Genomic DNA, 6913 nt, shown 5'->3' on the forward strand with positions numbered 1-6913 from the left:
CCTGCGGGTCTAGCTGGTGTGCTTCGCCATATACAAAATCGCCCTCGGGATGCTGTTCGACCAGCGCCGCAACCTTGCGGAAAGCGTCAGGATAATAAATGTCATCGGAATTCAGCCAGGCGATGATGTCACCGCGGGCGTTTCTCAAGCCCTGGTTCACGGCATCTGCCTGGCCGCCATCGCGCTCGCTTTTGAAACGCAGCCGGTCCTGGTAGCGGGTCAGAATCGATACCGTCTTATCGCTGCTGCCACCGTCAAAAACGTTATAGTCAAAATCCACCCCTTGCTGACCAAGCACACTCTGGATGGTGCGCTCAATGTATTGGCCTTGATTATAAGAGGGGGTGATCACACTAAAACGCAGCATCAACGCTTTCCTGGATGACGGCATGATGAGGCATTCATATCAGATTCAGCCCCTGGAATGCACCTGGGCGGGTGGTTAATTCCGCCAATACAGCCAAAAATCTCCTGATAAAATGCTAATAGTTATGGAGCTTAACCAAACAGGAGTTGTAATTTATTGTATTCCAAGGCCAAAGCCATAGCAGACTTGGAGCATGGATTGGGGCCTCATGGCTTGCGGCACTTCACTTGCCTGGGCTGGCGGAATCCGCTATCCACTATTTGCGTAAAGCATATATTCCGAAATGAACAGGGGGTGTGTGCCGTATTAATTGGGGGAGGCTATGGTATTCAGTTCTGCCATATTCTTGTTTGTATTTTTTCCGATATTTCTTTTGTTTTATTTCCTGGCGCCGGGAATTGTATTGCGCAACGCCGTTGCGGTTATTTTCAGTGTTTTCTTCTTTGCCTGGGGCGACCCGTTTTTCGTTGGCGTAGTGATTGCCGGCACCATCCTCGACCATCTGGTCATCAAACATGTGCTGGTTCAGCCGGCAATGTCACGTATCGTAAAACTCTGGGCGCTGGGCCTGACAATCGGCCTGAATGTGGCGGCCCTGGCCTTCTTCAAATATTCCAATTTCGCCATCGACCAGTTGCAGTGGCTGCTTGGGCCGGCGCATTTCACCAAGCCGGATTGGTATGGCGTTGCGCTGCCGCTGGGCATTTCCTTCATTGTCTTCCACAAGATCAGCTTTCTGGTTGATATCTACAAGAATCGCAATGAACCACCCCGCTCATTGCTCGAATCCCTGCTCTACATCATGTTCTTCCCGCAGCTTGTTGCCGGGCCGATCGTGCGTTTCAACGATGTTGGCGCACAGCTTGCGGCGCGCAGCCACAGCACGGATGATTTTCTGCAAGGTTTCACCCGCTTCGTGCGTGGGCTGGCGCGTAAACTGCTGATTGCTGATCCCGCCGGTCGCATCGCGGATGCGGTCTTTGCCCTGCCGCCGGAAGCCATGCCGGTGCATTACGCCTGGATCGGCGCCATTGCCTATACAGTGCAGATCTATTTCGATTTTTGCGGCTATTCCGACATGGCTATTGGCATGGCGCGAATCTGCGGCATCCGTTTTCCGGAGAATTTCAACCAACCCTACCAGGCGCGCAGCATTACCGAATTCTGGCAGCGCTGGCACATATCGCTCTCCACCTGGATGCGGGTTTATCTTTATATCCCGCTGGGTGGCAATCGCCTGCCGGAATGGCGCGTGTATCTCAATCTCTGGATCGTTTTCCTGATTTCAGGTCTGTGGCATGGCGCTGCCTGGACTTTTATTCTCTGGGGCGCGTATTACGGCTTCTTCCTCACACTGGAGCGTTTTGCGCAGCATCGTGGCTGGCAGCTGCCGGTGCCTGATTTTGTCCGGCAGGCGATCACATTGCTGATTGTGGTGATGGGATGGGTGCTGTTCCGGGCTGATTCGCTTGATTATGCCTGGCGTATGCTGCGGCGCATGTATGGCCTGCTGCCCGGCATGACGGGGCAGGTTGAGCCAATGCCCCTGTTCTTCCCGCAACACCCGCTTGCCATGGTGCTGCTTGGTCTGGCGCTGGCAGTTCTGCCATGGCGTTTGCTGCTGTCGCAGCGATTGGTGCCGGATTGGTCGCGCGCCGCTTTCTGGTCGCAAAATCCCGCCGGCAGCGCAGTGGTCTTGCTGACGAACTGGGCTTTCCACATTGTTCTGCTGGTGCTTAGTGTTGCAGCGATGCTGGCGGCGGGTTCGTCGGCATTTCTCTATTTCCGTTTCTGAGGCGGCAGCAAAATGGCAAACCGCATGCAAGCCAAGCCATTCATAGGTCGCTGGGGCCGGCTGCTGCTCTGCGTGTTGAGCGGCGCGTTGTTTTTCCTGCCCTTGGCGCAATCACAATGGCCGTTCATCACCGAGCCGCAATTGCGCGAAAGACTGGCCCCGCTGCAGCCGCGTTCACCAAGCTTCGAGAGTTTTACGGATCGCAGTCTGCAAGTTTACTGGGAGCAATATATCGCCCGTGATATCGGCCTGCGCAAAACCTTGCTGACGTTGTTCAACGATCTGCGTCTGGCGGCATTTCCCAGCCGGCCAAATGACCATTACGTGCGCAGTGCGGCGGGCGGCTTTTTTCCAGTCGATACGATCCGCCGCTTCAACTACGATCTGCGTAATCGCGCCACAGTGATCGCTGGTTATGATACTTCTGGGCGCCGATTGCGCATTTTGCAGGATCTGCTGGCGCGTCGCGGCGTCACATTTCTGGCAATAACCGCACCGCCGCGCGTGCAGATTTATCCAGAGGATGTGGCGCAATATCTCGCCCTGCCGCTGGAGCAGGCGGCACAGCAGATTTATGCCTATGGTGATGGGTTGCGCGCTGCCGGTGTGAATGTGGTGGATGGCAAGGCCTTGCTGCTTGGGCTCAAGCAGCAGGATCAGCCCGGCAGCTTCGCCAATACCGGCTTTCACTGGAATTTCTGGGCGGCTTGCGCGGTCACCGCAGAAGCGATGCAGCGTATCGAGGCCATGCGTCAGCAACGCTATTTTCCGGTGGATTGCAGCCGGCGTGAGATGAAACTGGCGGCTGGTCCCGACACCGACATTGCCTTGATTCTCAATGTGTCGCGGCCAGAGCGGCTGCTGACCAATACCGCCAATGTAAAGCTCAGCAAGTCGGATGATGATACTGGCCCAACGCCGCTGCGGATTTTCCTGCTGGGAGACAGTTACGCCGATCAGATCACGTATACCCTGCTGCAAACCTGGCCAACGCAATTCTGGTTTCCTGGCGCTCTGATCCGTTCGGATTATTTTGTGCAGGACATCAGCTACAACCAGCGCCGCGATCCGACGCCGCCTGTGCCACGTAATCCGGCCATGCTGGCGGGTGATGTGGCGAATAGCGATGTGATGATTTTTGAAGTCTCGGATGGCAACGTCCACCGCACCAGCGAGCGATCATATTTGGCCGAGTTTGGTGCAACGATCGCCTATCTGAAGGCCATGCTGCCGGCCGGTCGGATCGATAGCGGCAATGCCGATGCCGGGCTGACCCATGGCTGGCAGCCGGATGCGACGCATGGCTGGCGCAGCAATGATCTGCGCGCCGGGCTGGCTTTTGTGCCGAGCGCCGTTCCTGCCTCAGTTAAGCTGGCCCTGCCGGTGACCAATCTGCGGGCCGATCCGGCAATCCCCCGGCATCTGGTTTTTTCTCATGCCGGCAAGCCTGTTGCAGAATATCGTTTTACCGGCTCCGACCATGTGATTGACCTGACCATACCATTTGCAGCCGGCAGCACCGATCCACATGCGATCGAGTTTGACATCGCCGATGCCGGCGGCGGGTTGCTTGATCTGGCCGTGGCCAGAACCGCCGCCACCCAGGGCAAACAGCCGCTGGATACTGCCTTGCTGCCGCAGCATGCAGGCGAAAACGTTGATCTGATTGCACAGCCGGAACAGGCCGGTATCAGCGTCACGGGTCTGGGCGGCTTTGAGCGTAATGCCGCCGATGTCTGGCGTTGGGGGTTGGGGCCGAGCACCCAGATACGCAGTTTCCTGGCCCGCGATGGCATTGTTGAATTGTCATACCGTTTTAACACCTATCAGCCGGACCAGGTGGTTGAAATTCTCTGGAACAACGACGTGGTGCGGCGTTATGACGGTGACATGCTGCGCCCCGGCAATCAGGTTGCCGACACTTTGCGGCTACCGGGCCGGGCCGGTGGAAATCGGCTGGATATCCGCTATGCCAACTGGAATGGCCGCTTGGCGCCACCGGCGGGGCCGGAGACCCGCCCCCTGTCGGTGGTGTTTCTGGAGCTGATGCTGCGGCAGCAGCCGGCACCATGAAGGCCGGCGCAACTATGGCTTCACCTAAGCCGCCCGTTTATACAGGGTGGGCTGAATTCGATTGCTTTGATTTATGAGGAATTCCATGAGCGCGGCATCGATCAACGATTATCTTGAACATTCGGCCGATATTCTGCGCCAGGCGGCGCAGGCTGGGCTGGCGGCGCCTGTTGAGCAGGCGGTTGCCGCCATCGTTGCAGCGCTGAAGGCCGACAAGCCGCTGCTGGTTTGCGGCAATGGCGGCTCGGCAGCGGACGCCATGCATATCACCGGCGAATTGGTTGGCCGCTTCCTCAAGGAACGCCCGGCCTTGCGCTGCATCTGCCTGTCAGACAATCCCTCGGTGCTGACCGCCTGGGCCAACGACTACAGCTACGAAACCGTGTTTTCGCGCCAGGTCGAAGCCTATGGCCAGGCCGGCGGTGTGTTCTGGGGTATCAGCACTTCGGGCAATTCGCCCAATGTGGTGCTGGCAGCAGAAGAAGCCCGTCGGCGCGGCATGACGGTGCTGGCACTCACCGGTCAGGGCGGCGGCAAGCTGGCGGCGGTGGCGGATATCCTGCTGGCGGCGCCCTCGCGCCAAACGCCGCTGATCCAGCAGGTGCATATCTGCCTGTATCATTATATCTGCGAGCAGGTTGAAGCCGCTTTCGGCGCCTGAACGACTTCCTAGCGTGAAACTGATCGAACCATGAGCCTGATTCTGAAACCTCTTGCGCTTGCCGGGCCCATGCTGCTGACGATCAAGCGCTTTGGCGACAATCGTGGCTGGTTCACGGAAAGCTACAAGAAGGCGGCGTTGGCCGAAGCCGGGCTGGAGGTGGATTTTGTGCAGGACAACCACTCCTTTTCGGCCCAGGCCGGCACCGTGCGCGGCATGCATTATCAGATTGGCGCCACTGCCCAGGCCAAGCTGATCCGCTGCCTGCGTGGCCGTCTGGTTTCGGTAGCCGTCGACATCCGGCGCTCATCGCCCAGCTTCGGCCGCCATGTGATGCAGGAACTGGCCGGTGATAGTGCCGATCAGCTTTTTGTGCCGGCCGGCTTTGCGCATGGCTTTTGCACCCTGGAGCCGGATACCGAGATTTTCTACAAGGTTGATACCTATTACGCGCCGCAGGATGAACGCGGCATCCTGTGGTCTGATCCCGCCCTGAGCATCGCCTGGCCGGTCGCGCCGGATCAGGCCGTGCTGTCGGCCAAGGATGCCGTGCATCCCTTGCTGCGCGACCAGCCCGACCTGTTCGATTAAATTTCTGCCGGGCGCTGCGCCAGCAGCCACACCGAGCCGCCGAAAGGCAGGCCAAGGCCCAGTCTTTGCAATCGGGCTTCCTGGCTGACAATAGCCAGGAATAGCCGGTTCAGCCATGGCGCGATCATCTGCACATCGCTGCTTTGCTGGCTCTGGCCCACGGTCAGCCGGTGCACCAGCATCAGCGGAAATAACAGGCTGTTCCAATAGCCGGCGCGCAGCACGCGAAAGCCGCTGCTTACCAGCAAGGTGCTGGCCCCGCCAGCGGTGTAGCGCCGCGCATTATGCACATGGTGATCATGCGCCGAACGCATCCAGGCAAAGGCGGGCAGATTGAGCAGCAGATGGCCGCCGGGTTTCAGGCAGCGCAAAAACTCTTGCAATGCCTCGGTTTGCTGTACCCCCGCATGGTTCAGCACGTCGTTGCTGACAATGGCATCGAAACTGCCATCAGCATAGGGCATGGTATTCACCGAGCCGATGGTGATCATCATCCCGGTCTTGTGCCGGGCATGCTCTGCGGCGGCGCTGTTGAATTCCAGCCCGCTATAGGCCAGGCCAGGAAGAAACTGTTGCAGATGCTGCAAGAAGCCGCCGGTGCCGCAGCCGGCATCCAGCACGCGGCTGCCGGGCGCCAAGCCCAGGGCAGCCAGCCGCTGACGCTGAATGGCATGCAGGGCGCGATACCACCACAGGCTTTGCTCCAAGGCAGCCATGCGTTCATATTCGTCCTGATTCATGCCCTGGTCCTGTGCTGCGCTGTCAGCCGATTTTACGGCTTTTCGTGGCAAAGACTAGAGCAGCTCATATTGATATGGAAACACCTGCGTTACGCCTGGAGGCGGTAGCCGCTAGGAGAAGCGCGCAGCAGGTACCTTGCGGTACCTGCAAGCGTTTCGACGCCGCGGATGCCGCCTCCAGGCGTAACCCGCAAGGGCCGGGCGCTTTTGCGTTTTGCGCGTGTCGCCCGGCTTGGCCGTAGTCCCACTACGCCCGGCGCCGGGCTCCTCCGCAAAACGCAAAAGCGCCACGGCGCAGGTGCTTCCATATCAATATGAACCGCTCTTGGCCGGCGGCCATCGCTTCCTGGCCGCAGCACCGCCTGCTAAGTTTACGGCTGCAACAAGGTGGTTCATGCAGATGCGGCAACAGCCTGAAACTATCCTGGTCACTGGCGCCGAAGGCCAGGTCGGCCTGGCCTTGCGTGATTTGCGCAATGGCCGCGCCATGCATTTTTGTGATCGTGCTGGCCTGGATATCACTGATGCTGCTGCCGTGATGGCGCTGATGGACCAATTGCGCCCGGCCGTGGTGATCAACGCTGCCGCCTATACCGCGGTGGACAAGGCCGAGAGTGAAGCCGAGCAGGCCATGGCGGTGAATGCCGCCGGGCCGGGCCATCTGGCGCGCGCCTGCGCCCGGCATG

At 58.9% G+C, this 6913-nt stretch carries 7 protein-coding genes; 5 read left to right on the forward strand and 2 right to left on the reverse strand.

The window, feature by feature from the left end; genetic code table 11:
- Positions 1–367: glycosyltransferase (locus KBB36_RS20300; protein WP_290985501.1), on the reverse strand; the 367-nt coding region annotated here is incomplete at its 3' end.
- A gap of 403 nt (positions 368–770) precedes the next feature.
- Here KBB36_RS20300 and KBB36_RS20305 point away from each other — a divergent pair.
- From KBB36_RS20305 to rfbC, 4 genes are all read left to right on the forward strand, one after another.
- Positions 771–2162, forward strand: a complete 1392-nt coding sequence (locus KBB36_RS20305; protein ID WP_290985504.1) for an MBOAT family O-acyltransferase — start codon at positions 771–773, stop codon at positions 2160–2162.
- Between the two features lie 24 nt (positions 2163–2186).
- The gene (locus KBB36_RS20310) at positions 2187–4235 is read left to right on the forward strand and encodes a hypothetical protein (RefSeq protein WP_290985507.1); all 2049 of its coding nucleotides are present in this window, start codon (positions 2187–2189) and stop codon (positions 4233–4235) included.
- 85 nt (positions 4236–4320) lie between these two features.
- Positions 4321–4896 carry an SIS domain-containing protein gene (locus tag KBB36_RS20315; RefSeq protein WP_290985510.1) on the forward strand — a complete coding sequence of 192 codons (576 nt, stop codon included), beginning with the start codon at positions 4321–4323 and terminating at the stop codon, positions 4894–4896.
- Positions 4897–4926: 30 nt separating this feature from the next.
- The gene (rfbC, locus tag KBB36_RS20320) at positions 4927–5487 is read left to right on the forward strand and encodes a dTDP-4-dehydrorhamnose 3,5-epimerase (RefSeq protein WP_290985524.1); all 561 of its coding nucleotides are present in this window, start codon (positions 4927–4929) and stop codon (positions 5485–5487) included.
- Here rfbC and KBB36_RS20325 read toward each other — a convergent pair.
- A complete protein-coding gene (locus KBB36_RS20325; protein WP_290985527.1) occupies positions 5484–6227 on the reverse strand; it encodes a bifunctional 2-polyprenyl-6-hydroxyphenol methylase/3-demethylubiquinol 3-O-methyltransferase UbiG in 744 nt (247 codons plus the stop codon). The genes rfbC and KBB36_RS20325 overlap by 4 nt on opposite strands.
- Positions 6228–6621: 394 nt before the next feature.
- Between KBB36_RS20325 and KBB36_RS20330 the strand changes: the two genes are divergently transcribed.
- Positions 6622–6913 (forward strand): sugar nucleotide-binding protein (locus KBB36_RS20330; RefSeq protein WP_290985529.1); only part of this gene is annotated, 292 nt, incomplete at its 3' end.

The organism is Ferrovibrio sp. (assembly GCF_017994015.1).
In the GTDB taxonomy this organism is placed as follows: Bacteria; Pseudomonadota; Alphaproteobacteria; order Ferrovibrionales; family Ferrovibrionaceae; genus Ferrovibrio.

What these genes read in the sequence shown, in the direction of transcription:
- KBB36_RS20310 (WP_290985507.1), top strand. Translation starts at nt 2,187, where the DNA reads ATGCAAGCCAAGCCATTCATAGGTCGCTGGGGCCGGCTGCTGCTCTGC.
- KBB36_RS20315 (WP_290985510.1), top strand. Translation starts at nt 4,321, where the DNA reads ATGAGCGCGGCATCGATCAACGATTATCTTGAACATTCGGCCGATATT.
- rfbC (WP_290985524.1), top strand. Translation starts at nt 4,927, where the DNA reads ATGAGCCTGATTCTGAAACCTCTTGCGCTTGCCGGGCCCATGCTGCTG.
- KBB36_RS20325 (WP_290985527.1), bottom strand. Translation starts at nt 6,227, where the DNA reads ATGAATCAGGACGAATATGAACGCATGGCTGCCTTGGAGCAAAGCCTG.